Origin of the sequence: Syntrophobacter fumaroxidans MPOB, assembly GCF_000014965.1 — a bacterium.
GTDB classification, from domain to species: Bacteria; Desulfobacterota; Syntrophobacteria; order Syntrophobacterales; family Syntrophobacteraceae; genus Syntrophobacter; species Syntrophobacter fumaroxidans.
Genome location: NC_008554.1, coordinates 340,785 through 366,166 on the forward strand (window position 1 = coordinate 340,785; position 25,382 = coordinate 366,166).

The following is a 25,382-nucleotide window of genomic DNA, read 5'->3' on the forward strand; positions in this document are numbered from 1 at the left end:
TATTCCTACTTCAGTGGGATGTATCCGTACTTTTTGATGATATCGGCGCATTCGGGACCCATGACGTAGTCGATGAAGGTCCTGACAAGCTTGGAAGGCTCCCCCCTGGTGTTCATGTAAAGCTTTCGAACCACAGGATAACTTCCGTTCATCGCATTTTCCTGAGTTGCCGCAATGCCCTCCAGCTTGAGGGCTTTAAGGCTCTGGTCCACATGCCCGATACCCACGTATCCTATGGCGTTTTTATCCTGGGAAATCGCGACCTTCATCGCCCCGTTGGATGCAACGATGTTGGCCGTGGCGGCAACCGGGCCTTTCTTCAGCAGCTTTTCCCAGAAGACCTCGCGTGTGCCGCTTGCCTCATCCCGGCAGAAAAGATGAATGGGGGCGTCCATCCCGCCGACGGCTTTCCAGTTGGTGATCGACCCGGCAAAGATATCCCGCACCTGTTGAGGGGACAGGTCACTGACGGGGTTTTCCGGATGGACCGCGGCCGCCACTCCGTCGAGGGCGAAAGCGAAGGACTTCAAGCCGTACTTGGCGATCTCCAGCTCGGAAAGCGCCCGGCCGGTGTTTCCAATATCCGCGAGCCCTTCCCCGACCTTCTGGACTCCGACCCCCGATCCTCCGCCTTCGACGGTGATTCGGATCCCGGGGTTGACCGTCATGATGTTCTTCGCCGCGTCGTTCATTACGGGTATGTGAGCCGTGCCGCCGGCGATGGCGATGGTTCCTTCGAGGCCTGAGAATCCATCCAAAGCGCCGCAGAAAGCAACACCCTGCATGAGACCGAAGAAGAAGCAAACCGCCAGTATGACAACCCCATCAACGCGCCTTTTCTGGATACCCATTCTTCCCCCTTGCCGGCCCGGCCGGTCGATGTCGTCGATTCTCTCGAAGTTTGTGCCTGTAGGTCCGAAAACGTTCTGTCCCCACCGAAACCCGTCGCCGCAAGGCAACTCTCCATTTATATGGTTCAATTTCCTGAATTCTCCAAATTCATATTTCCGATGAAAAAAGAGAAAAGCATCGGGTTTCGCAATGAGTTCGAACGGATGGGGTTGGACCGTTGAGGGTCGGCTCGAGCGAAATCAGCTCCCGGCCGGCAGAAACGCTTCGATCCCGAGTTCCTTTGCGCGCCGCGCCACCCTTGCCGCCACTTCGGGATCCATCACGATATCGTCCGGCCAGGGACGGTGATGGCCGTCTTCGGGCCCCTTTTTCGTCGCGTCGACGACGATCCTGCCGCCCGAACGCACTGTATCTCTTCGCGGGTCCACATTGTTGAACAGCTTCCAGAGAATGAGCGACCCATCCCGCAAATCGATGGTTGCGTCGTAGAGCAGAAAGATCGCAAACGGCTGCAGGACCGGGTGATCGAGGAGTTGTTGCGCGAAGCTTTGCGCCGGTACCGACCCGTTTTTGAGGAAATTCACGCACAGCAGCCTGTTCCTGACTTCAAGGTCCGGAACGTGGAAAGCCACGAGGAACTCCGAGACGTCCCGCAGGGCGGACGCGATCCGCTCCGCGTCCGGAAGAGCGCCGACAGGCCGGGCGGCGGGACGCTCCTTTTCGCCGGGAAGCCGCCGGGTTGCGTCGATGCCGATCTTGCTGCCGAACAAAGGTTCCGGGGCGCTGTGATCGAGGACGTCCAGGATGCCTTCGGAGAGGGTGATGTCGCTTTCGATGTCGATGTTGTTCAGGATGTGTTCGAGCACCCGCCGGGGGTGACCGAGATCCACCGAAGGATCCGCCAGGACCGCGGCCTTGCAGAAGCTCATCTGTCCCTGCCCCCAGATGGCGCTCATCATGCGGCGCGCATGGCCCGGATATTCCTTGCGGATGGACAGGACCGTGATGTTGTGGAAGACCCCTTCCCACGGCATCCAGTAGTCCCCGATCTCCGGGAATACGGCGTTCAGGAGCGGCAGGAAGATACGCTCGGTGGCCTTGGCAAGAAAACAATCTTCCATGGGGGGGCGTCCGACGACCGTTGCGAAATACACCGGATTGCGCCGGTGCGTCAGGGCGGTGACGTGAAACACCGGGTATTCCCCCACCAACGAATAGTAGCCGGTGTGATCTCCGAAAGGCCCTTCCACGCGCAGTTCTCCGGGATCCACGTAACCTTCCAGCACGAATTCCGATTCCGCCGGCACCTCGAGGTCGACGGTCAGGCAACGCACCATCGGCACGGGCTTTCGCCGGATGAACCCGGCCAGCATCATTTCGTCGATGCCTCGGGGCAGGGGGGCCGTGGCGGCGTAAGTCACGGCTGGATCGGTCCCGATCGCCACCGCCACGGGCATGCGCTTGCCCCGTTCCCTGAATTCCTGGAAGTAGTGGGACCCGTCCTTGTGAATGTGCCAGTGCATCCCCGTGGTCTTGCGGTCGTAAACCTGCAGCCGGTACATCCCCGCGTTGCGCTTGCCGGTGACGAGGCTGCGCGTGATCACCACCGGGAGCGTTACGAACGGCCCTCCGTCCGATGGCCAGCACTTGAGCACCGGCAGCATGGACAGGTCCACGTCGCGGCCGGTGGTGACAACCTCCTGGCACGGCGCCTTGCGGGTTTTTCGAGGCAGGAAGCGGAGGAGCTCCAGCCCGAGCGGGATCAGCCGGAGCGCATCGGCAAGGGACTTCGGCGGTTTCATCTCGATGAAGGACTTGAGGCGGCGGGCGAGCTCGTCGAGGTGGGAGACGCCCAGCGCCATGCAGATGCGCCGTTCGCTGCCGAAAGCGTTGGTCAGGACCGGAAAGCGCGAGCCTTCAACGTTTTCGAAGAGCAGAGCCTTGCCTCCTCCGGGGCTCTTGGAGGCAAGGTCGGTGATTTGCGTGATTTCGAGGTCGCTCGAGACCGGGGCCTTGATCCGCAGCAATTCTCCGGCCCGCTCGAGGTCGGCGATAAAGTCTTGCAGGTTTCGGAATGCGGTCTTCATGGACATTGGGTTCCTTGTTCCCATGCGGTTTCGGTTCAGTTCCCCGATGTTTCGCAGCCCGGAGAGCGGCATGGGCGGGAATGGGCGCGTTCCGCCGGGGGTGCCCAATCGTCGGAGGCAACTCTAATAGACGGCCACGTCCGCCAGGATTCCGACGAACAGCAGAACTGAAATTGCGCTGTTCACGTGAAAGAAGGCGACGTTTACTCTGTCGAGTCGATCCGGCCTGACGAGAAGGTGTTCGATAATGAGCAGCAGGCTGATGAGGGCCAGGAACAGGAGGTAGACTCGACCGAGGCTGAAGGCGAAGGTGACCGCGAGCAGGCAGAGGAAGGTCGCGGCATGGAGCAGGGAGGAGGCGGTCAGTGCCCTGGATGCGCCCCACCTGGCGGGCAGTGAAAAAAGACCGGACTGCCTGTCGAAGTCGATGTCCTGGCAGGCGTAGAGAATGTCGAAGCCCGCGATGTAGGTCATGAGCGCCAGCGAGAGCAGGACTATGCCCGGCGTCAGCGACCCGGTGACGGCGATCCAGGCTCCGATGGGAGCAAGGCCGATGCCGAACCCGAGCACGAGGTGCGAGAACGCCGTGAACCGCTTCGTGTAGGAATAGAAGAACAGGACGAGCAGAACGGGCACGGAGAGAACGAAACACAGTCGGCCAAGGGCTGCGGCGCTCAATACGAAGACCGACGACGAAATGAAGATGAAGCAGAGTACCGACTTCCGGTCGATGGCTCCCGACGTCAGAGGCCTGTCGGATGTGCGCGGGTTCCTTCGGTCGAATTCGTAGTCCGCCAGCCGGTTGAATCCCATCGCGGCGGAACGGGCCGACGCCATGGCGAGCACGATCCACGCCAGGGTCGCCCAGGAAACGGGCTGGTGGCGGTTTGCGAGCAAAACGGCGGCGAGAGCGAACGGGAGCGCGAAGATCGTGTGGCTGAATTTGATCAATCGACCGTAGGTTCTGATTCGAGTGAGCAACATGGCGACGCGTTCACTCTCCCTCAAAGGTCATCCGGCCCTCCGGCGGAGCCCATTCTCCGTGTTCCGGAGGTGAAAGTCTCTTATCACAACGGCGCCACAAAAAAAAGACGACGCAACCGCCGATCCGCCCGAAAATGATTGCGGATAGGAGTTCCCTCCTCAAGAAAAACGCAGTATCCTTACGATTCCAAAAATCGCTCCGAACCGGTCTCGATTCGGAAAGCCCGAGGCGCGGGTTCCGCGTCACGAGCGCTCGAACGACAATGTCAGGCGTAGTTTTGGAGGATGAGCGGGATCCACCGTGGGCTGCGATACCAGGTTGCCTGGCAAATAGACTCCCGGGTGAGTCTGTTTTCATGCCTTGTGGTGACGCGGGCGCCATGGACAAATGCGTTCAAGTTGAGTGCATCAGGCGGGAGGGCATAAAGTTCTCCCCTACGTATGACCGGCACATCGGTCCGTAGGGACGGGGTTTATCCCCGCCCGCGTCAGCTCCCGCGGGGCAGGTGTTGTGCAATCTCGAACGCACCTCGGTATGAATCCGTCGTTTCCCCAGGGGGGATTCATCAGGACGGCAATCGCCCGGCTTGAGGTCCCGTTGATGATTTCAGGAAGGTGAAGCGGTCCCGCGGGCCGAGGGTGTGTCGGAGCGCCCGTGAACACGGCCCGTTGCGGGGACGGTTTGCGGGTGCGAGGCAGGTCGGGTGTGGGGGGGACGCCATGGAAGCAAGGACCGATTGCCGACGATGGACGACTTGAAGAAAGGCCGGGAGTACGAGCTCCTGGTGGAAAAGCTGGTTTTTGGCGGGAAAGCCCTTGCGCGCGTGGAGGGATTGGTGGTCTTCATGGACCATGCGGTTCCCGGTCAGCGGGTCAGGGCCTTGATCACCAGGAAGAAACGCCAGTATTGCGAAGCCAGGGTCGTGGAGGTGCTCTCGCAATCCGAGGCGCATACCGAACCGGTGTGTCCCCATTTCGGCGTGTGCGGCGGCTGCCAATGGCAGGATATCGCTTACGAAGAACAACTGAAATGGAAACGAGTCCAAGTCGCCGATTCCCTGGAACACCTGGCGGGGGCGCAGGGCGTGAAAATCGAAGCCGCCGTTCCGTCGGACCGGCTGATCCACTACCGGAACAAGATGGAATTCACATTCTCCGACCGGCGCTGGCTCACGCCCGAGGAAATCGATGCGGCGGGGATGCGGGATGCCTATACGTTCACCCTGGGGCTCCACGTCCGGAGCTGGTTCGACAAGGTGTTCAACGTCGAGGACTGCTTACTGGAGTCGGCCGAGGCGGTCGAGATTGTGAAAGAGACCAGGGACTGGTGCCGGGGGAGCGGCGTTCCCGCGTACGGCATAAAGAGCCAGCGCGGCTTCTGGCGGTTTCTCGTGATCAGGGAAGGAAAGCGGACGGGGCAGACTCTTCTGCACCTGGTCACTTCCGATCAACCCGAACACGAAGCAGCCGTGAACACCCTCACGCGGCACCTTGTTTCGCGATTTCCGCACATCACGACCGTCGTGCACTCGGTCAGTCGGAAGAAGGCCCAGGTGGCGTTCGGCGACCAGAGTCGGGTGGTTGCCGGGCCGGGGGTCATCGAGGAGCGGTTGGGGGGGCTCAGGTTTCGGATTTCCGCCGAGTCGTTTTTCCAGACCAATCCGTTCTCCGCGGAAAAGCTCTATGACGAGGTGTCCCGCCTTGCCGCCTTCCAGGGCACGGAAACGGTCTGGGACCTGTATTGCGGAACGGGCAGCATCGCCCTTTCGGTCGCGCCGCGGGTGGCCCGGGTGGTGGGCTTTGAAGTCGTGGACCAGGCGATCGAGGACGCCTGCGTCAACGCGCGGTTGAACGGGATCGAAAACGCCCGGTTCATCTCCGGAGACTTGAAGGAACGGATCAACCATGCGCGAGGGCCGGGAAGCGGTGAGCATCACCCGGACATCGTCATCACGGATCCGCCACGCGCCGGGATGCATCCGCAGGTGGTCGGGGCGCTGCTGGAAATGGGACCCGGGCGAATCATCTACGTGTCCTGCAATCCGGCGACTCTGGCGAGGGACCTGGCTTTTTTCACGGAACGATACGAAATCGGGACCGTACGTCCGTTCGATCTGTTTCCGCACACTCCGCACATCGAGTGCGTGGTGCGGATGGACAGGAAAAGATGATCCGGGTCGGGACAAGACCTTTGAAGCCTTCCGGCGCGGCCGGGATGCGGGCGACGATCATTCCTTATGATGAGTTTCACTGACAAAGCGGTTCGCAAGCGCTCTATCTGGTGGAGACTGGTCGTTCTGCTCGGGCTGGTCTGCGTTTTGTTCGCGACCAGTTACTATTTCTATCTTTACAATGAAGTCAGGCAGCGGTTCGAATCCCGCAGGTGGAGCATCCCCGCGCGCGTCTTTTCGGCCACCGTTCCGATCTACCCCGGCCACTCGCTGGCCTTGAGTCAACTCAGGCAGATGCTCGAGGAGCGACGGTACCGGGAGTCCCTGAGGGAACCTTTGCGCGCCGGGGAATTCAAGCTGCACAGGGGCAGCCTGATCGTTTTCCTCAGAGACTTCAAATTCCCCGGCCACTGGCTGCGAGCGCAAAGGGTCATGTTCGAGTTCCAGCAGAACCGGCTGGTGAGAATCCGCAGCCAGGAAGGCGATCTGGCCTATCTCGAGCTCGAGCCCATTGAAATCGCTCGCCTTTTCGGACGAAACCGCGAGAGCCGTTTGTTGGTAAACATCCGGCAGGTCCCGAAGCATCTGAGCGACGCGGTGATTGCCATCGAAGACCACCGCTTTTACGAGCACGGGGGAGTGGACTGGGTGGGAATCCTGAGGGCCGTCTGGACGGACGTTCTGGCTCGGCGCCTGGTCCAGGGAGGCTCCACCATCACTCAGCAGCTGGTGAAGAACTACTTCCTGGAGCCCGAACGCAGTCTGAAAAGGAAGATGCTCGAAGTCTCGATGGCTTCGATCATCGAGTCGATGTACGAGAAGGACGAGATCCTCGAGATGTACCTGAACGAGATCTACCTGGGACAGCGGGGCGGCGTGGCCATCCACGGCATCGGGGAAGCGTCACGCTTTTTTTTCGGAAGAAACGTCGAGGATCTCACCCTGGCCGAATCCGCTACCCTGGCCGGGATGATAAGGAGCCCGAATAACTGCTCGCCCCTTACCCACCCCGATGCGGCCCTCGAGCGCAGAAACACTGTCTTGAAGCGGATGCTTGACCTGGAGAAAATCACGGCCCAGGAATACGAACAGGCGCGGGCGGAGCGCGTCAGGGTGCCGGGGACCTTTTTGCCGGTGAACACGGCCCCGTACTTCGTGGACTATGTTCGGCGGCAGCTGCAGGAACTCTACGAGCCGGGGGTGCTGGAATCGGAGGGGCTGAACATATACACCAGGCTACACCCCGAAATGGCGCTCGCTGCGCACAAGGCCGTTGTCGAGGGTCTTCAGGAGCTTGAAAAGGAGCGGGCCGAGGGGGCGCGAGGCGAAGGAGACGCTTCACCCCCGCTACAGGCTGCGCTCATCGCCATTCAGCCGAAAACCGGGGCGGTACTTGCGCTGGTCGGGGGCCGGGACTATGCCGAAAGCAGTTTCAATCGTGCGCTGGAAGCGCACCGCCAGCCCGGCTCCACCATCAAACCGTTCATCTACCTGGGCTCCCTGGACCGCTACACGGCCGCCAGCTGGATACCCGACGAACCGACGCCGTATGTTGTGGACGGCGATTCGTGGACTCCGCGCAACTTCGACGATCACTACCGCGGACGCGTGACATTCCGGTTGGGGCTTGAAGAATCGATCAACGCGGCGACGGTCAACCTGGCCTCCACGGTCGGGCTGGACGGGTTGATCAAGACGATCAGAAGCCTGGGAATCCAGTCTCCGCTTCAGCCGGTGCCATCCCTTGCGCTGGGCGCCTTCGAAGTCACTCCCATTGAACTGGCGGGTGGGTACGCCGCATTGGACAATGACGGACAGAGGCCCTTTCTGCTCAGCCTCAAAGAAGTCGTGGCGGAAAACGGCGAGGTCCAGGAACGGCGCGATATGGATTTCGTCACGGTGACCACGCCCGCCAAGGCGTTTCTCATTACGAACCTCTTGGAGGGGGCGATGGAGCGGGGCAGCGGGAAAAGCGTGCGCAGGATGGGAATCGATTTTCGCTGCGCCGGTAAGACCGGAACAACCAGCGACTACCGCGATTCGTGGTTCGTCGGGTACACGACCGACCTTCTTGCAGTGGTTTGGGTCGGATACGACGACAATCGCCCCACCGGGCTCACCGGGGCTCGGGGGGCCGGAAGAATCTGGGCGCGCTTCATGAACGAAGTGCGGCCGTGGATGAATCCCCAGGCTTTCCGTGTTCCTCCGGGGGTGGTACAGCGCGTCATCTGCGGGCAGTCTGGAAAGCTGGCGAATCCCAGGTGTCCCGATAAGCGGATGGAATATTTTCTGGCGGAAAACGAGCTGAAAGAATATTGTAATATTCATCGCAGGGAATGAACCGACTCCCTTTCGAACGTCCGCATTGGAGGCCGGTGCGCCTCGTGCGCCGGCCGGTCGTGCGGAGTTTCCGAATCCGCTTCAGTTTCACGGAGCACGTGTCGATACCTGAAAAACAAAGATCGAAGGCATCTTCAGTGCGGCATGGTGCGTGTTGTCGTCCGTGTGGAAAGGCCCCGGAATGCGAATAACCGCGAGAAAAGTCGTGTCGGGTGCGGCCTGCCTGGTGGTCGGGCTCCTGTTGCTGGCGAGTTCCGGATGCGGGTCCAGGAAACAGGTCCAAATTCCGTCCGAATGGCGTACGCCTCCCTCCGCAACAACCCAGGCTCAACGCGCGCCCGCCGCCGTTCCGCCGTCCACGGCACCTCCACCCGCGCCGGGTTTGATCTTGAAACCGCCGCCGCAATTCAAGGAAAAGGACGTCGAACCCGGACTGGAGACGATCCAGCCGCCCGTGCCGGAGAAGAAGCAGGCGGTCGTCCATCCGCCCCAGCATCTGGCTTCCATGCACCTGGTGGACCAAGCCAGGGCCGAGCTCTCGAGGGGAAGGCCGGATGCGGCCATACCCGTCCTGGAACAGGCGGTCCAGGTGGATGTGCACAACGGAGACGCCTTCCTCGGGCTGGCTCGTGCCTGGAAGATGAAAGGAGCTCGCCGGAAGGCCGTCGAATTCGCCAAGAAAGCCGAAGTGCTCTTTCAGGACGACTCCAGGAAACTGAAGGAGGCGTATCTCCTCGAGGCCGAGTTGTACAGGGAACTGGGGGATACGAACAAGTCCAACCTCTATAAGCAGAAAGCGTCCGAGCTGTGAGAACGGGCTTCGGATTCGTCTTCAATCCGCGGAGAAGGGTATGAGCAAACGATTCCTGGAGACGCTGAACGGGACGCCCCGCTTCCCGGGGTATCGTCCTTTCCTTCTCGTTGTGCTGTTCTATTCCCTTTATCTCACTTACCTGATACTCCACCCGTTCCTGGACACGCTCATCATGTCCATCGTGATTTCCTCGTTGTTCTATCCGCTGCAAACCTGGCTGGTGAAAAAGTACCGCGGCCGGCAGACCCTTGCCGCCCTGACCATCGTGTTCATCATCACGTTCGTCATCGCCATACCGATATTTTTCTTCGCATCGACGCTCATCGCCCAGGGAGTGCAGACCATCAACCAGATCAACGATTGGCTTCGCGCCGGCAATATCCAGAAGCTGGCACAAGATCCACGGGTCATGGAGTTGATGGACTGGGTTCAGACTCGACTCTCGTTCCTGGACCTGAAGAAACTCGACGTATCCAGCAATATCATGGCACTGAGCAAGAACTTCGGTCAGTTCGTCCTGAGCCGTGCCGCGACCATACTGGGCAATGTCGCCAGCCTGGTCACCCACTTTTTCATCCTCGTGTTCATTTCCTTCTACCTGGTGCGCGACGGGGCCGCGATGCTCGATGCCGCGAGGGGGTTCTCCCCGTTGCGCAAGGACCAGGAGGACCGGTTGCTCGGCGGCATCCGGGTGGTGGCCCGTTCCGTGCTCATGGGCGCCTTCATGACCGCGCTGTGCCAGGGGCTGATCGGGGGTATCGGAGTTGCCCTGATCGGTTTGCCGGGACTTTTCTGGGGCACGGTGATGGGCTTCGCCTCTTTCATTCCCATCGTCGGAACCGCCTTGGTCTGGGTTCCCATGGCAGCTTACCTCGTGTTGCTCGGAACCTGGAAATCGGCCCTCTTCCTCGCCATCTGGTGCATCGTCCTGGTGGGCAGCATCGACAACTTCGTAAGGCCTTACCTGATGCGGGGGCAATCGAACCTGTCTCCGTTCTACATCTTTCTGTCGATCATCGGTGCCGTCCAGTACTTCGGGCTCACCGGCATTCTCTACGGTCCGCTGATCGTGTCCTTTGCGATGATCATGCTCTATCTCTACGGTGCGGAATACCGGGAGGATCTGGCGGAAAGCAAGAGCGGCACGCATGCGGTTGAGGAAAAGGCGCAGGAGACGCCGGGCGGGGAGCTTCCAGCCTCGACGGGAGAATAGTCTTCAGACTTGCCGGAGAATCGGGCTTTTCGCCCGGCTGTTGTTTTTTGGGCACAAGGGAGGACACCACGAAGAAAGCATGCCGTTCCTTCGGGTCCCCCGGCCGCGGATCCGCCCGAACGGGGGACCCGTTATCGATATCGGCGGCGAGAGTCGAACGCGTTGAAGGGTGATCCGCGGGGAGCCGTCACACGCAGATCCAACCCCCTTTGCCGTCCGGGACCCACACCCTCTTGGGCGTAACCGCATCGGTCCTTCCGAGGGCCGAATCGGACTTCGCGTGCAACACGAGCTTGTGACCGTTGAGATTCGGCGGAGAAGCCTCAACAATGATCCCCTCTTCATTGATCTGGAAACTGGCACTTTTCGTCGTGGCCGCGGGGATGAGCGGTGTCGGAACCGGCTCGATGCGGGAATCGACCATGGGCAGGTAGGATGCCTCGACAAGCTTTCCCGTCTCGTCGATCTTGACGTAAAGTCTCTCGCTCACGATTTTCTGTTCCATCTTTCCCTCCTCTGCCGGATGTCATACCGAGGTGCGTTCAAGATGACACAACATTTGCCCGTCGGGAGGTGACGCGGACGGGGAAAAACCCCGCCCCTTGCTACAGACCGATGTGCCGGTCACACGTAGGGGAGGGCTTTATGCCCTCCCGCCCAATGCACTCATCTTGAACCCAATGGCCCATGACGCCTGCGTCACCCGCGAAGCATGGAAACAGACTCCCCCGGGAATCCATTTTCTACGTTACCTGGCATCAATCCTCGACGCCCCTCCCATCACCCCGTTCGGGTTCGTCATTGTAGCGCCAGGCTCTCTCCCGAAACTTTACAACCTGACTCCGCAAGCTTTGGCGAGGGACCGTCCCTGAGGTCTTGAAGGCGAGCTTCCGACAGACCGTCCGCGCGCGGACGGGGTGGAACGAATGTGAACGGGAGTCCGCTCAGGTCGAGCACCCTCTGTGCCATAGTATTAATATAGCAAGGAAGTCCGGGACATCAAGGTGTCGGTCCGTCATTCCCCCCGGGGAGGACGACGTTGTCCGCACCTTCCGGCGAGCGCCGGAGATTTCGGTGCGGGCACGGGCAGGGCTTCGATCCGGCGGAAAGGGGTTGGACCCGTTCCCGGCAGTCCTTCGCGGCTTGGGTCACCTGACAGCCGAGACCGGATTGCAGAACCTGATGCACACATCCGGCGAAAAAACCGCCCGCCGGTGAAACCCGCAGTGCAGCGCCGGCATCGTCCCGCCCGCGCCGGCGGCGATCTCCCGCAACTTGTTCGACCTCATTGGCCTGATGAACTGCGGTGGTGGGTATCTGATGACCGCGGAATGCGTTCGGAAAATGTGCGGGATTTGAGCGAGGTCCGGCGTCCGGTGACGCAATCACTCGTCGATGCTTTGTTTGGTGTCGCCGCTTGATTCGGGGACTCGGGGCAGGGAGACGGTAAAGAGCGTGTCGCGCTCTTCCTGGGTAACGAAAAGAAGACCGCCCATACCCTTGAGCAGCCGGTAACTCAGCGGCACCCCGCCGGTCGCATCGCCTTCCTCAAAAGGCAGAAAAAGCCGTTCGGGATCCTGGACGGACTTGTGCGCCGGGAGGCGATACCGGAAATCGATCTGGATGTTGCGGTCGCTTTCGTAGGTTCTTATGGTCAGAAGTCCCTGTTTATCCATGACCTTTGCGATATGCGTGATCACATGAACGAAGACTTCGCCCAGGACATCGGGGTCCACCAATGCAGGGGGGAGCTCCGGGGCGAGATCCAATTGCCAGACCACCCGTTCGCGTTCCAGGTCCTGCGCGAGCAACCCCACGCATTCCGCCGCCACGGTGTTCACGGGGCATTCCCGGGAACGGATGTCGACGGGTCTGAGATAGTCCTTGATGCGGTCCAGGATCTTCTCCAGTCGCCTGGATTCCTCCAGAATGATTTCCACCTCGGGGCTCTCAGGATATTTCTTTTGGAGACGCATGGCAAACCCGCCCAAAGACATGAGCGGATTGCGTATTTCGTGGGCCACCTCCGCCGCGATGGCGCCGAGAGTCTTGAGCTTTTCTCTCTGCACCAGGGCCTTTTGAGCGGCCTCGAGTTGCAGGGTCCGTTCCCTGACCATATTCTCGAGTCGATCGCGATAATTTTTCAGCTCTTCCTCGGCCTTCTTCCTTTCGGTGATGTCCCTGATGACGGCGACATAAGCCGTTGGCGAACCATCCGGTCCTCTGATCGCCGAGTACGATCCTTCCATGGGGAGTATGGTTCCATCCTTGCGCACGAGGTTCCATTCCGTCCGGAAGGGAGCTCCGGTTCGGATGGCATGGTGCGCTCGTTGCCCGAAAACGACATAACTCTCTTCGGAGGGGTGAACCACTCGTATGGATTGCCCCTCCAGCTCCCCGCGCTCGTAGCCGAAAAGGTCCAGGAACGCCTGATTGGTGGAAACGATCATTCTGTCCTTATCCACCATCAGAATGGCGTCCGAGGTGCTTTCCACCAGTGTCCTGTAGCGTTCCTCGGACTCCCTGAGTGCCGCCTGGGCCCGCTTGCGCTTCCGGATCTGCTTTCGCAGCTCGTTCACCTTCTCTTCCAGCTCCCTGGCCTGTTGGAGAAGGAGCCTTTCCCTTTCCTGGTAATAGTCGATTCGCTCAGACAGCTCGCTCGGCAAAACCTTCAGGTCGGCGAGGATCTCGCCATAAACCTCGGAAAGCTCCTGGGCTTCCCTGGGCGTAAAAATGGTCCCCTGCTGCAAGGCCTTGTGAGCGGCCGCCGACCCGATGGCCCCGGCCAGGGATCGCTCCACCTCGTTATGCAGCTCGACCAGCTGGACGATCGAAATCCGCGCGGCCTGATGTATTCCCGTCTGGAAAAGGCATTTCTCCACCATGGCCGTCGCCTCCGGTTCGGCAAAATACTGGCCGAAAACCTTTTCGATCTCGCTTCTCTTGGGAGCCAGCTCGATGTAAGCGTCCCAGCGGCGGGCGCGGCGCAGAGGAGCCGGCGTACCCAGAACCCCCACGAATTCCTCGGCAAGACTCCGCTCTTCATCGCGTTCCCTGGAACACAGGGAACCGGCAACATAGAGACCGATATTGACGAACATCGTCCAGAGAACGGCGTGGCTCAAGGGGTTCAACCCCGTCAGGCCGAACAGCTCCTCCGGTTTCAGAAGCTCGATTCCCCACGCTCCCTTTTCGAGCAGAGCGTTTGAAATCCAGCCGCTCTTGATGAAAGACGGCAGGAGCAGCGTGTAGCTCCAGACGGCGAATCCCCCGGCGAGGCCGAGGATGGCGCCGGTCTTGTTCCCACCCCGCCAGAAGAGGCCGCCCAGAATGGCCGGAGCGAACTGAAGCCCCGCGGCGAACGAAATGAGGCCGATATTGACCAGCATGTAGGATTCACCGATTCGCTCCTCGAACCAGTAACCGATGATGATGAAACCGGCCACAGCGCCCCACCGGCATTTCAAAAGATGGCGCTTAACGAAAGCCAGGCCGGGAATCCATTGCACCAGGGGCAGCAGCAGATGGTTGGTGATCATGGTTGCCATAGTTACCGAGGTGATCATGATCATGCCCGCCGCCGCGGAAAAACCTCCGATGAACACCAGGAGCGACAGCCACGGTTTGCCGTGCTGAAGAGGGATGCGCAAAACAAAGGTGTCCGCCTGGTCGGGCGGCCGGCCGTCGAGCAGCCCTCCCGCGGCGATGGGGAGAACGAACATGCTGACCAGCAGCAGGTAGAGCGGCAGGAGCCACATGGCCGTCAGGATGTGTTTCTCGTCGTGGTTCTCCACGACCGCCACGTGAAACTGCCTGGGGAGAAAGAGAATCGCCGACATGGAAAGGACGAGATAACCCGTCCACGTGACGTAGGAACCGGCATCGTGCCTCCCCAGTTCGAAGACATGATGAAAAGGGCTCTCCGAGAACCGCCTGAAGATGTCGCCGAAGCCGTCATACATGAAGTAAGTCACAAAGATGCCGACGGTGAGGAGGGCCAGCAATTTAATGACACATTCCACCGCCAGGGCCATCATCATGCCCTCGTGCCGTTCGGTGGGATCCAGCCGCCTCACGCCAAGGATGATCGTAAAGACCACCATGAGCACCACGACCAGGGGACCCACATCCGCCCGGATCCAGGAGGATGCGTCGGCCGCGGTGATGATCTCGAAAGTGGAAATGATCGCCTTGAGCTGAAGCGCGACGTAGGGTGTGATGCCCACCAGCGCGATAAGGGTGACCATGGCGGCAACGGACTGGGACCTGCCGTAACGGGCTGAGATGAAATCCGCAATGCTCGTGATGCGACGGCTGTTCCTGAGATGAACCAGTCTCCGCAGAATGGACCACCACAGCATGATGGCGATCGTCGGACCCAGATACATGGGCAGAAAGAGAAACCCGGAAGTTGCGGCCTGACCCACGCTTCCATAGTATGTCCAGGCCGTGCAGTAGACCGCCAGGGATAGAGAATAGACGAAAGGGTTGTTGGCAGGGCTTCTGCCTGCCGCCGATTTCCGCTCCACCCACAGGGCAATCAGGAACAGGCATGCCATGTACAGGCAGAACGCGCTGAGCACTATGCCGGAGTCAAGCACCGTGGTCCTTCCGCTTCCTGACCTCGTCCCCGGAAGCAGACTTGCTGACGATTCTGCTCACAAGAAACAGGAGGATGATGCCGATGGCCCAGAGGATATAAATGTAAGCAAGGAGAACCTCTGGTCGTTTCAACCGAAAGATGTCGAGGAACGGCCAGTTGAGCAGGGCAAATCCGAGGACGAACAGCAGGGTGTGAAACTCCGAACGCTGCAGAACACTTCTCAACCGTTTCACCTGGTTTCTCTCCTCGATAGATGAAGACCACGGCGGCGGACCGGCGCCGAACACCCCGCGTGCGGGCGCCTCGTCATCAGTGAGCGCATCGAGAGACAGTAATCAGGATTGAGTTCAGTAGTTTTGGCGGTGAATTAACGATAAAGAATCCGCCGAGACAAATCAAGCCGGAATAATACATCGAGCGGCGTGATGGATCGTGTGATACCGGGTTGCCTGGAAAATGGATTCCCGGGCGAGCCTGTTTTCATGCTTCGGGGTGTCGCCGGTGTCATGGACAATTACGTTACGTTCAAGATGACGGCATCGGGCGGGAGGGGATAAACTCCGCCCCTTCTTTACGTCCGATCGGCGCATCGGTCCGTACGAGGGTGGGCACGGCTCCGCCGCGCCCACCCATCGGGCCGGGCGAAGAACTCACTTGTAAATGGTCAAATCGCGGGTGCTGGAGCTGAACGTCTCGCGGTCCACGAGAACGTTGACGCATGCCGGCTTGCCGGAATTTCGGGCGCGGTCGAGGGCGGCCCGTATTTCGCCCGGTTCGGTGACGTGCTCGCCGTGTCCGCCCATGGCCTCGATAATCCGGTCGTAGCGCAGAGAATGGAGCAGATTGGCCGTATTCCCCTTTTGGGGTCCGTATTTCAACAACTGCACGTAGCGCACCTGATTCCACGCCCCGTTGTTGGCCACAATTCCGACCATGGGCAGGTTGAACCGAATGAGCGTATCGTAATCGAACCCGGTCAACCCGAAGGCTCCGTCACCGAAAAGCACCACGACGTCCCTGGCCGGCATGGCCGCCTTGGCGGCGATGGCGAACGGCGTTCCCACTCCCAGCGTGCCGAGCGGACCGGGGTCGAGCCACTGGCCGGGCCCTCGTGGCCGTATCACGCTCGCCGACATCGTGACGGTGTCGCCGCCGTCGGCGATGAGGATGCTGTCGTCCCGGAGGAAAGCATCGATCTCGCGCGCGAGCCTGAGCGGGTGAATCGGCACGGCATCCGAGCTCAGAAAACGACTTTCCCTCTCCAGAAGCTCGGTTTCCATGGTACGCAGCTCGTCGAGCCACTTGCGGGTTCCTCCGGCAGGTGACACGGCGCCCTCGAGCTCTTCCAGGAAAGCACCCGCGTCCGCCTGTATGGCCACTTCCACGTCACGGTTATGACACAGCTCCGCGTAGTCGAGGTCGACCTGGATGATCTTCGCCCCCTCTGCAATTCGGCTGCCGTATCCAAGCCTGAAGTCGAACGGAGTGCCGATGACCAGCACGACGTCGGCCTTGGAAAGCGCGAACTTTCGGGTCCGATTGAACGCGTGCGGCGAATCGACCGGCAGGCAACCTCGCGCCGCGCCGTTGAGGTAGGTGGGAATCCCGGCCCGTTCCACAAACAAACGCAGCTGTTCCACCGCACGGCAGCTCCAGACCTGCGTCCCGGCGATCAGCGCGGGGCGCTGCGCTTTGGCGAGCAGTCCGGCGGCCCGGGCCATGAGTTTCCTGTCACCCGTCAGGCGGCATTGGGAGCGGGACTGAACGGGGACGCGGACCTCGTTTTCTTCCACTTCCCGATCCAGCACGTCCTGGGGAATTTCGAGAAAAGACGGACCCGGACGCCCGTTGCAGGCTTCCCGGAGCGCGAGCCCGATCATCTCCGGGATGCGCACGGTATCGAAGACCGTGCCCGAGAACTTGGTGATGGGGCGCATCATGTCCACGGAATTCATTTCCTGCAGTCCGCCCTTGAGCAGGTTCCGGATCGGAGCCTGACCGCCGATGAGAAGCATCGGCACTTGGGCTCTGTACGCGTTGGCCACCCCGGTGACCGCATCGGTCACCCCGGGTCCGGCCGTGACCACGGCGACCCCCGGGACGCCGGTGAGCCTGGTCCATGCATCCGCCGCATGGGCCGCCGTCTGCTCGTGCCGCACGTCGATGATGCGGATTCCCTCGTCCAGGCACCCGCTGTAAATGTCCATGACGTGAGCGCCGCAGAGCGTGAAAATGGCTTGAACCCCCTCTGTGGCGAGGGTTTTTGCAACCAGCTTGCCGCCTGTCAATCCGGCCATCTGTGTTTCCTCCTTCGAGTGAGTTCGAAAGTTGTTGAAAAACGGATCGGCGGACCCCATTGCCCCCCGGCGCGGAGGCCGAGGCGCCGCAAAGCGAAACGCCGCTCAGCTCTCGTGCCCTCGGGGCGGGCGCCCGGGGGCCGCGCTCGGAGCGCGGTTGTCGCGCGAGGCGCATTCGGCTAAGGCTTCTCGCGCTGAAAGCGTTCCTTCAACGCCGGCTTGGACACCTTTCCCATGGCGTTCCGGGGCAATTCGGAAAGGATTGCTATCTCTCTGGGAATCTTGTACGGAGCCAGCCGTTCTCCGGCCCATGCCCGAAAGGATTCGAGCTCCACTTTCGCGCCTTCCCGCATCACCAGCGCGGCGCACACGCGATCGCCCCAAACGGGGTCCGGAACCCCCACCACGGCGCATTCCCGGATGTCCGGATGCGTTCTCACGGTCTCTTCGATTTCAAGCGCCGAAACCTTGTACCCGCCGGTCTTGAGAATATCCACGCTGTTGCGCCCGAGAATGCGGTACGTGCCGTGTTCTTCGACGGCGATGTCCCCCGTGAGGAACCATCCGTCCCTGAACGCCTTGAGAGTATCCTCGGATCGGTTCCAATATTCGAGAAACACCGTGGGGCCGCGAACTTCGATCTCGCCGGGAGTGCCGATCGCGACCGGTTTGCCGGATTCGTCCGTCAGCCTCACCTCCACGCCGGGGAGCGGGCTCCCCACGGAACCGGGTATACGCCTCCCCTCCAAAGGATTGGACAGAGCCATCCCGATCTCGGTCATTCCGTATCTTTCCAGCAGCACGTGGCCGGATATGCGCCGCCACTGCTCCAGGGTGCCGACCGGAAGCGCCGCGGAACCGGACACCATGAGCCGCATCCCGCGGCAGGCTTCGGACATGCGTTCCCGGTCCGCGGGCGACGACTTTTCCCAGTGATCGATGAGCTTCACATAAATCGTCGGCACCGCCATGAACAGGGTGAGCCCGCCTCGCAAGAAGCGGCCCCATACCTCGGCCGGATCGAACCGGGGCAGGATTTCGCAGACCGCTCCGACCCGGAGGGCGCAGGCGAGCACGTTCACTATTCCGTGAACGTGATGCAGCGGCAGAACGTTCAGGATGCGATCCTCGGACGTCCATCCCCAGGCCAGGACCAGGCTGGTCACCTGGGCCGCAAGGTTTGCATGCGTCGTCACCACTCCCTTGGGCCTGCCCGTGGTGCCGCTCGTATAGAGAATCATGGCCCGCCGGTCCGCGACGATCGTCGGAAGGACTCCCGGAGCGTGCTCCAGCGCCTCGGTGCTCAAGGCGAACCTCAAGCGCAGGTCCTCCGAGAGGGGCTTCAGGACCGCCGCGAGTTGCGGGTGAGCGATGACCGCGGCAGGGTGCGTATCGTCGAGCACGTATTCCAGTTCCGGGCGGGGATGGAACAGGGACAGCGGCATGGCGATGCCTCCGGCGCGCCAGATACCCCACTGCACCGCAACATAGTGGAACCCCGGAGGCGCCAGGAAGGCCACCGGTTTTTCCTCCAGATCGGAAGAGCCGCCCAACAGAAAGGATGCAACCCTCGCCGATGCGTCGAGGAGTCGGCGGTACGAAAAAACACCCTCCGGGGTCGAAATTGCATCCCGGTCGGAGTACCGTGCAGCCTGTGCGGCGAGAAGTATGGACATGGCGTTTCTCCCGGCGCTTCAGTCCGCGCCTCCTTGTTTCGCGGCCTGTTCTCAAGCCGCGCGGAGCGGAATCGGAACCGCCCGCCGCGGTCCCGCGCGAGCACCTCGATCGCCCGAGTGTGCGAACACAAAGTCAGATAAGTATATAGCGTCAAGAACTTATATTATATCCATATCTGAAATATTCCCACACGGAGCGATTCACGCCCGAAGCCGACCGGTGCGGACAACGAAAACGGCAACCGTTCGCGCGCACGCCCGTCTCTTTCGGCCGGAAAGCCGGACGGCCTGGAATTTCCACTGGGGCGTGTCTAGATTGAATTCGGACGGTGCGGCTTCGGATGTCCGGAGCTCGACGTGGATATTGGCTCAGATGAGAAAGGAAAACACGCGATGGAAAAACGGAAGCTTGGACATTCGGGGTTGGAGATTGCTCCGATCGCTTTTGGAGGCAACATTTTCGGGTGGACCGTGGACGAGCCGACCTCCTTCGGGTTGCTGGACGCGTTCGTGGGGGCCGGGTTCAACTGCATCGACACGGCCGATGTTTATTCCCGGTGGGCGCCCGGCAACAGGGGCGGGGAATCCGAGACCATCATCGGGAAGTGGTTGAAACGGAGCGGCAACCGGGAAAAGGTGGTCATTGCGACGAAGGTGGGAAAGGAGATGGGCCCGACAGCCAAAGGGCTTTCGAAAGCCTATGTCCTTCGCGCAGTCGAGGATTCGCTGAAACGCCTCCAGACCGATCGAATCGATCTCTATCAGTCGCACGAAGACGATCCCGAAACCCCCTTGGAAGAGACTCTTGAGGCCTACGCGCAACTGATCCGACAGGGTAAGGTCAGGGCAATCGGAGCTTCGAACCACGCGGCCGGGCGGCTGTCTGAGGCGCTCGAGGTGAGCGGGCGGAAAGGGTATCCATGCTATACGAGCCTGCAACCCCTCTACAATCTTTACGACCGCCGGGAATATGAAAGGGAGCTCGAACCCGTCTGCCGGCGGGAGGGGCTGGGCGTGCTCCCCTACTTCTCCTTGGCCAGCGGTTTTCTTACGGGCAAATACCGGCGCGGGGCGGACGCGTCGAAAAGCGCCCGGGCCAGGTATCTCGAACGATACCTCAATGACCGTGGATTTCACATCCTCGATGCTCTGGACCAAGTGGCGCGCGAACATCACGCTACCCCCGCGCGGGTTGCGCTTGCATGGCTGATCGCCCGTCCCGGCGTCACCGCCGCCATTGCCAGCGCCACGAACATGGAACAGATGAACGAATTGATCCGGGCGCCGGAGCTTGCGCCGGCCCCTGCAGACTTCGAGCTTCTGGACAGCGCAAGCGCGTATGAATGAACGTTCCGGCGACGGCGCGCAAGGGATGAATGCGGCGCGTCGCGGGGCCGCTTTCGCCGGTTGGCGGATCGTGTCGGGGCAGGATTCCCGGGGATGCTGTGAGAATGTCCCGATGCGGCGTTTTTTCATCGTCTGCCGTGAACCCCCGGTTCATCGGGGTTCACGGGCGAAACGGCCTGCGGCCGAGTGGTGCGCCGGTGCGTAAGGCGGTTTTGGAAACGCAATCCTACACGGCGTGTTTCAGCGATCGCTCGGAAGGTCCTGCCTGGAAAGCGCGCATGAAGCTCTGCCCGGCGGCGAGCGCCTTCAGATCCGCCGCCACGAGGTGAGCCTTGGCCGGTCCAAGATGGTGGGCGATGGCATCCCGTGCCGCCTCGAACGACACCACACCGGTCGCGGCGAGGTAGGCTCCCAGCATGACGATGTTGCTGGCCCTTCGGAGCCCGGCTTTCCTGGCGATGGTGTCCGCGGGGACGTGGTACACGTGATGCCTGTCGTACCCGCTGTGCGCCTGGACGATGGACGAATTGAGGATAAGGAGGCTCCCGTCGCTCAGCTGTGGCTCATACTTGAGGAGGGAAGGACGGTTGAAAATCAGGGCCGCGGACAGCTTTTCCGCCAGAGGAGAACCGATGGGCCGATCGGAGAGCGTGACCACGCAGGAGGCCGTGCCTCCGCGCTGTTCCGGGCCATAAGAAGGCATCCAGGTCACGTGCTTCCCCTCGATCATGGCCGCCAAAGCCAGGATCTGCCCGCACAGCAGGACTCCCTGCCCCCCGAAGCCTGCGATTAGAACCTGATGATACATGGCACCCTCACTTTCCCGGTTCCGGCGACGAGTCTTCCCGGCTGCCGGCCGTGTCGCCGCGGACCGTCGGCACCGTCGCGTCCTTGAAAACCCCAAGCGGGTAGCGAGCGGTCATCTGCGTCTCGACCCAACGCAACGCCGCGGTCGGTTCCATTCCCCAGTTGTTGGGGCAGGACGAGAGTATTTCCACCAGGGAGAACCCCATGCCCCGTTCCTGGCACAGAAAGGCTTTCCTGATGCACTTCTTTGCCCGGACCACCTGTGCCGGGTTGTAGAGGGCCGCCCGCGCGATGTAGACGGGCCCGTCCAGCCCCGCAAGGAGCTCGGCCATCCGCAGCGGATATCCGGCCCGGGTTACGTCCCTGCCGGCGGGCGAAGTCGTCGTCTTCTGCCCGGGCAGCGTGGTCGGGGCCATTTGGCCTCCGGTCATGCCATAGTTTGCATTGTTGATGAAAATCACGGTGATGTTCTCGCCGCGCGCCGCCGCATGGACGATTTCCGACAATCCGATGGAGGCCAGGTCTCCGTCGCCCTGGTAAGTGAACACGATCCGGTCCGGGAGCACCCGCTTGATTCCCGTGGCCACGGCGGGCGCCCGGCCGTGTGGGGATTCCTGCATGTCCAGGTCCAGGTAGTTGTAGATCAGGACCGAACATCCCACGGAAGCCACGCCGACCGTCTTTTCCCGCAGGCCGAGCTCGTCGATGACTTCCGCGACAAGCCGGTGCGCCACCCCGTGGCCGCAGCCGGGACAATAGTGAAACCTCGCTGCCGTCAACGTTTTCGGACGAATAGAAGCGGCTCGGCTCATGCTGCCTCACTCCCTTCGCTGATCCGTTGGACCTCGGCCTCGATTTCCGAAGCCGTGATCATGATGCCTCCCATGCGCCCATGGAAGGCGATCTCCCGCCCCGACAGCGCCAGCCGCACGTCCTCAACCATCTGGCCGGCGTTCAACTCCACGGTGAGGACGTGCCTTGCCGCCAGGGCGGCGGCTTCCAGGGCGGCACCGGGAAAAGGCCACAGGGTAACCGGGCGAAACAGCCCCGCCCGCAAGCCCTTCTCCCTCAGGTTGTCCACGGCGGTGCGGGCCGCTCGAGCGCAGATCCCAAAAGCCACAATCAATACGTCCATGCCGCCGTCGATGCCATAGACCTCGGACCTGACCTCTTCGCGCGCGAGTTGCGCGTATTTGGCCTGAAGGTGAAGGTTGTGCGCCTCCAGGGCGCGGGGGTCGAGGTAAAGGGTCTTGACGATCCGCCTCTGACGTCCCTTGCAGCCGTCCGTGATCCACGGCGCGCGTGAAGTGCGCGGAGTGCGCACTTCGGGTAACCGCAACGGTTCCATCATCTGGCCGAGCACGCCGTCGGTGAGCAGCAGCACGGGGGTACGGTATTGTTCGGCCAGGTCGAAGGATTCAAAAACGAGATCGGCCGTTTCCTGGACGGAGGACGGCGCCAGGACCGGCACCCGGTAGTCGCCGTGGCCGCCGCCCCGGGTCGCCTGGAAATAGTCTCCCTGCGACGGCTGAATGGTGCCGAGCCCGGGCCCGCCCCGCATGACGTTCACAATCACGCAGGGCAGCTCGGCCGACGCCAGGAAGGAAATCCCTTCCTGCTTCAGGCTGATTCCCGGCCCGGAGGAAGAGGTCATTACGCGGGCTCCCGCGCCCGCAGCCCCGTAGACCATGTTCACGGCCGCCACCTCGCTCTCCGCCTGCAGGAAGGTCCCGCCGATCTCGGGCAGGCGGCGGGCCATGTATTCCATGAGCTCGGTCTGAGGCGTTATGGGGTATCCGAAGTAGTACCGGCACCCAGCCCGCAGGGCCGCTTCGGCCAGGGCTTCATTGCCTTTCATCATGACGCGCATGACCCGTTCTCCTCATGGGCGAAGGTGATGGCCAGGTCGGGGCACATCAGGACGCAACGGCGGCAGCCGCTGCAGAGCGCGCCCTTGACCAGCTTCACCACCGGATAGCCGTGGGCATTCAAATGGCTGCCGGGCACGAGAATCTTCTCCGGGCAGAATGCCGCACAGATGCCGCAACCCTTGCACCGGTCGGCGTGGATCACCGGCTTGAACGTGTGACGCTTCCTGGTTTCGAATGCAAGGTCTCGAGCTGCAAACATGGCACTCCTCCTCTCCCTCACTTTCAATCAAGAGCATATCTCGTGCCATTTCTCGTGGAGGCTAAAAGCATTATGCGACGCGAGGCATAAGAGCGGTCCCCGCGGGGCGCGGGTGCAGCCCGAAAAGGAGTGAACGGAAGAGTTATTTCACCGCCGCCGGTCATCGGAGATTTTTGGGAATGCATTGCCGGGAATCGGTCGGCTTGCCGGGGAATAGAGGGAGGAGGAAAGGAGCGGAGATTCGGCACTTTATTTCCGTAATGAAATAAAGTGCCGGCAATATTTTGCCTGATTCACCCGAGTCCGTAACGCTTGAGCTTGTTGTATAGCTGCCGCACGGAGATCCTCAACTGCCTGGCCACCTGCGTGCGGTTGGCGTTCGTCATGGCCAGAGCCTTCTCCAGGAGGGCTTTCTCCCAGACGGCATGAGCCTCGGCCAGACTCCTCCCGACGCGCAAAGGCTCCGCGCCTTCATCGCGCCTGGCCTCCGGCCGCGCAAAGGCCGACAAGGTGTGCGGCAGGTGTTCGGCGCGCACCGTCTTTTCTCCGGGCTGCATGTTGATGAGCGCGCGTCCGAGCATGTTTTCCAATTCCCGCACGTTTCCAGGCCAATGGTAGGAGCAGAACATTTCCAGCGCCTCCGGGGAGATTCCTTCGACGTGGCGGCTGTATTCCTGGTTGAGCTTGTTGAGCAGAACACTCAGCAGCGGCGGGATATCTTCGCGCCGTTCGCGCAGCGGTGGGATGTGGATCGGCAGGACGTGCAGCCGGTAGAAAAGGTCGGATCGGAAATGCCCTTTTTCGACCAGGGAGGCCAGATCGACATTGGTCGCCGTAATGACCCGGACGTCGACGGGGACGGGGCGCGAGGCCCCCACGGGGACGATTTCCTTCTCCTGGAGCACGCGCAGCAGCTTGGTCTGAACGGCCAGGTTGCTTTCAGCGATCTCATCGAGGAAAATCGTCCCCCCCTGGGCTTCGAGGAAATGGCCTTTCTGACCGCCGCGTTTGGCACCGGTGAACGCCCCTTCGATATAACCGAAAAGCTGGCTTTCCTGGAGCGTGTCGGGGATTGCGCCGCAGTTCACCGAGATGAAGGGCCGTTGGGCGCGATCGCTCGAATGATGGATGGCATGGGCGAAGAGCTCCTTTCCCGTGCCGCTTTCGCCGGACAGAAGGACCGTTGCGGGCGTTGCCGCGGCCTTTCGGGCCTGTTCGAGCAGTTCTTGCATGATCGGGCTTACGGCTATAATATCCTCGAACGTGTACTTGGTGTCCAGGCGCCGGATCAGCCGATGGGCCCTGTCCAGTTGCTCGGTCAGGGAACGCAGCTCGGAAACGTCGTGAATGACCGCGACGCTCCCCTTGAGAGCACCGTCTACGACAATGGGGGCAACGTCCACAAGCACTTCGCGTCGCGCCGCGCCCACCTTCATGGGAACATGCTTTACCGGTTGGCGCGTGCGCAACACTTGCAGGTGCATGCTCTCGCCCTCGGCGATATCGACCGTGGCCGGCCGGTGAAGGACCTCCCGCTCCGTCATGCCGGTCAGCCGGGTGTAGGCTGGATTGATGAGAAGCCCCATCCCTCTTTCATCCACCACGGATATGGCGTCCTGGGTCGAGTTGACGATGGCTTCCAACAGGGTGCGCGTTTCTTTGAGCTCGGCAATCTCGCATCCCAGGCGCTTTATTTCGCTTATGTCCCGAAAAATGGCCATTGCCCCGACGATCTCGCCTCGGGCATTGCGCACCGGCACCCTGTTGGTCATCACGGTGGTCATTCCGGTGTCCTGGATTTGATCCAGTTCGGCTTCCCCGGTTTCGAGGACGATGTGCAGCCGGGTGTTGGGGATCACATCCCGCACGTGATGCCCGAGAACGACATCCGCCGATATCCCCGTCAGACGTTCGGCGGCGGTATTGAAGAGCGTGACGCGGCCATCGGCATCGACCGCCAGCACGCCTTCGTGAGCGGCGTCGAGGAAGGCTTTGATTTGACTTTGCTCCATCTGCTGCTCCATGTCTGACACGGCATCCCGTTGTCGTCGGCGAAGAGCC

At 61.3% G+C, this 25,382-nt stretch carries 18 protein-coding genes; 5 read left to right on the plus strand and 13 right to left on the minus strand.

The features are described 5' to 3' along the window. Positions 1-5 precede the first annotated feature (5 nt). The 3 genes from SFUM_RS01465 to SFUM_RS01475 all read right to left on the minus strand — a co-directional run bounded on the left by SFUM_RS01465 (position 6) and on the right by SFUM_RS01475 (position 3,947). Positions 6-851, minus strand: a complete 846-nt coding sequence (locus SFUM_RS01465; protein WP_011697160.1) for a phosphate ABC transporter substrate-binding protein — start codon at positions 849-851, stop codon at positions 6-8. A gap of 240 nt (positions 852-1,091) precedes the next feature. Next, entirely contained in the window at positions 1,092-2,939 is a 1,848-nt protein-coding gene (locus tag SFUM_RS01470; RefSeq protein WP_041441348.1) for a menaquinone biosynthesis decarboxylase, read from the minus strand. Positions 2,940-3,062: 123 nt separating this feature from the next. After that, entirely contained in the window at positions 3,063-3,947 is an 885-nt protein-coding gene (locus tag SFUM_RS01475; protein ID WP_011697162.1) for a UbiA-like polyprenyltransferase, read from the minus strand. A 722-nt stretch (positions 3,948-4,669) separates the two neighbouring features. On the opposite strand from SFUM_RS01475, the gene rlmD reads away from it, so the two are divergent. From rlmD to SFUM_RS01495, 4 genes are all read left to right on the plus strand, one after another. Beyond that, positions 4,670-6,094, plus strand: a complete 1,425-nt coding sequence (gene rlmD, locus SFUM_RS01480) for a 23S rRNA (uracil(1939)-C(5))-methyltransferase RlmD (RefSeq protein ID WP_041439559.1) — start codon at positions 4,670-4,672, stop codon at positions 6,092-6,094. A 66-nt stretch (positions 6,095-6,160) separates the two neighbouring features. Next, positions 6,161-8,434, plus strand: coding sequence for a PBP1A family penicillin-binding protein (locus SFUM_RS01485; protein ID WP_011697164.1), 2,274 nt, complete (start codon positions 6,161-6,163; stop codon positions 8,432-8,434). 181 nt (positions 8,435-8,615) lie between these two features. Further along, the gene (locus SFUM_RS01490; protein ID WP_041439560.1) at positions 8,616-9,245 is read left to right on the plus strand and encodes a tetratricopeptide repeat protein; all 630 of its coding nucleotides are present in this window, start codon (positions 8,616-8,618) and stop codon (positions 9,243-9,245) included. Positions 9,246-9,285: 40 nt separating this feature from the next. Beyond that, a complete protein-coding gene (locus tag SFUM_RS01495) occupies positions 9,286-10,461 on the plus strand; it encodes an AI-2E family transporter (protein ID WP_011697166.1) in 1,176 nt (391 codons plus the stop codon). A 187-nt stretch (positions 10,462-10,648) separates the two neighbouring features. On the opposite strand, the gene SFUM_RS01500 is transcribed toward SFUM_RS01495, so the two are convergent. From SFUM_RS01500 to SFUM_RS01520, 5 genes are all read right to left on the minus strand, one after another. Then, positions 10,649-10,966 carry a hypothetical protein gene (locus tag SFUM_RS01500; RefSeq protein ID WP_011697167.1) on the minus strand — a complete coding sequence of 106 codons (318 nt, stop codon included), beginning with the start codon at positions 10,964-10,966 and terminating at the stop codon, positions 10,649-10,651. 880 nt (positions 10,967-11,846) lie between these two features. Beyond that, positions 11,847-15,062 (minus strand): PAS domain S-box protein, encoded by a 3,216-nt coding sequence (locus SFUM_RS01505; RefSeq protein WP_011697168.1) that lies wholly within the window; start codon positions 15,060-15,062, stop codon positions 11,847-11,849. Then, positions 15,055-15,297 carry a hypothetical protein gene (locus tag SFUM_RS01510; protein WP_011697169.1) on the minus strand — a complete coding sequence of 81 codons (243 nt, stop codon included), beginning with the start codon at positions 15,295-15,297 and terminating at the stop codon, positions 15,055-15,057. Before SFUM_RS01510 ends, SFUM_RS01505 begins: the two co-directional genes overlap by 8 nt. A gap of 417 nt (positions 15,298-15,714) precedes the next feature. Beyond that, positions 15,715-17,361 (minus strand): thiamine pyrophosphate-binding protein, encoded by a 1,647-nt coding sequence (locus tag SFUM_RS01515; protein WP_041439563.1) that lies wholly within the window; start codon positions 17,359-17,361, stop codon positions 15,715-15,717. Positions 17,362-17,540: 179 nt separating this feature from the next. Then, positions 17,541-19,037 (minus strand): acyl-CoA synthetase, encoded by a 1,497-nt coding sequence (locus SFUM_RS01520; protein WP_011697171.1) that lies wholly within the window; start codon positions 19,035-19,037, stop codon positions 17,541-17,543. A 393-nt stretch (positions 19,038-19,430) separates the two neighbouring features. Between SFUM_RS01520 and SFUM_RS01525 the strand changes: the two genes are divergently transcribed. Next, on the plus strand, positions 19,431-20,384 hold the full coding sequence (locus SFUM_RS01525; RefSeq protein WP_011697172.1) for an aldo/keto reductase: 954 nt from the start codon (positions 19,431-19,433) through the stop codon (positions 20,382-20,384). Positions 20,385-20,610: 226 nt separating this feature from the next. Here SFUM_RS01525 and SFUM_RS01530 read toward each other — a convergent pair whose 3' ends face one another. From SFUM_RS01530 to SFUM_RS23880, 5 genes are all read right to left on the minus strand, one after another. Continuing rightward, on the minus strand, positions 20,611-21,192 hold the full coding sequence (locus tag SFUM_RS01530; protein WP_011697173.1) for a 2-oxoacid:ferredoxin oxidoreductase subunit gamma family protein: 582 nt from the start codon (positions 21,190-21,192) through the stop codon (positions 20,611-20,613). A 7-nt stretch (positions 21,193-21,199) separates the two neighbouring features. Continuing rightward, positions 21,200-22,003 carry a thiamine pyrophosphate-dependent enzyme gene (locus SFUM_RS01535; RefSeq protein WP_011697174.1) on the minus strand — a complete coding sequence of 268 codons (804 nt, stop codon included), beginning with the start codon at positions 22,001-22,003 and terminating at the stop codon, positions 21,200-21,202. Then, positions 22,000-23,061 carry a 3-methyl-2-oxobutanoate dehydrogenase subunit VorB gene (vorB, locus tag SFUM_RS01540; RefSeq protein WP_041439567.1) on the minus strand — a complete coding sequence of 354 codons (1,062 nt, stop codon included), beginning with the start codon at positions 23,059-23,061 and terminating at the stop codon, positions 22,000-22,002. Before vorB ends, SFUM_RS01535 begins: the two co-directional genes overlap by 4 nt. Further along, a complete protein-coding gene (locus SFUM_RS01545) occupies positions 23,049-23,321 on the minus strand; it encodes a 4Fe-4S binding protein (RefSeq protein ID WP_011697176.1) in 273 nt (90 codons plus the stop codon). The genes vorB and SFUM_RS01545 overlap by 13 nt, the downstream gene beginning before the upstream one ends. A 293-nt stretch (positions 23,322-23,614) precedes the next feature. After that, a complete protein-coding gene (locus tag SFUM_RS23880; protein WP_049766254.1) occupies positions 23,615-25,333 on the minus strand; it encodes a sigma-54 interaction domain-containing protein in 1,719 nt (572 codons plus the stop codon). Positions 25,334-25,382 lie beyond the last annotated feature (49 nt).